Below are 569 nucleotides of genomic sequence, written 5' to 3'. Positions count from 1 at the left end.
GGGCATCTTCGACGAGGAGACGCTCCACGAGTATCTGTCGAAGACTCTAGGGTTCCCCGGATACTACGGCTTCAACTTCGATGCGTTTTGGGACTGCATTTGTGACGATTCGTCCTCGGATATGCCGGAGACGCTCCTCATAACCGGAGTTCACGACCTGATCCGCCATGCTCCGGAAGCTGCCGAGAAGTTTCGAGGGTGTCTCGACGACTATCGAACTGAGTTTCCTGACCGTGAGGTTCTTACATCGTTACGCACGTGCCCCTGTTGTGGTTACATGACGTTCGGCGATCCCTGTGTCGGTTCATATGAGATCTGTGAGGTCTGTTTCTGGGAGGATGACCCCGTTCAGCATGATGACCCGAACTACGAGGGCGGAGCGAATTCGCCGTCCCTGACTCAAGCGAGAGAGAACTTTCGCCTCCACGGCCGATGTCAGCCACCGTATGACCGTCTCTCGGGCACAATCGGTGAATTTGTCCGCGACCCGCGATGGCTCAAAAACAATGGAGCTAACAAGACGCAGCACCCAACCGCCTGACCCGCTCCGAGTCGGATTTTCCACGTGA

General features: G+C 56.1%; 1 protein-coding gene and 1 pseudogene. Both read left to right on the top strand.

Going from position 1 to position 569, the window contains the following annotated elements:
- Positions 1 to 4: 4 nt before the first annotated feature.
- A pseudogene (locus ACFSSA_RS15735) lies at positions 5 to 229 on the top strand (barstar family protein); the annotation flags it as partial.
- A gap of 48 nt (positions 230 to 277) precedes the next feature.
- Positions 278 to 541 carry a CPCC family cysteine-rich protein gene (locus tag ACFSSA_RS15730; protein WP_386821584.1) on the top strand — a complete coding sequence of 88 codons (264 nt, stop codon included), beginning with the start codon at positions 278 to 280 and terminating at the stop codon, positions 539 to 541.
- The last annotated feature ends 28 nt before the right edge of the window (positions 542 to 569 follow it).

Source organism: Luteolibacter algae (genome assembly GCF_042683045.1).
GTDB lineage: Bacteria > Verrucomicrobiota > Verrucomicrobiia > Verrucomicrobiales > Akkermansiaceae > Luteolibacter > Luteolibacter algae.
The sequence above is the reverse complement of the archived record's forward strand: the minus strand, read 5'-3'. Positions and strand labels throughout refer to the sequence as shown.

Coding starts and splice junctions, on each gene's coding strand:
- ACFSSA_RS15730 (WP_386821584.1), top strand. CDS start 278: ATGACGTTCGGCGATCCCTGTGTCGGTTCATATGAGATCTGTGAGGTC.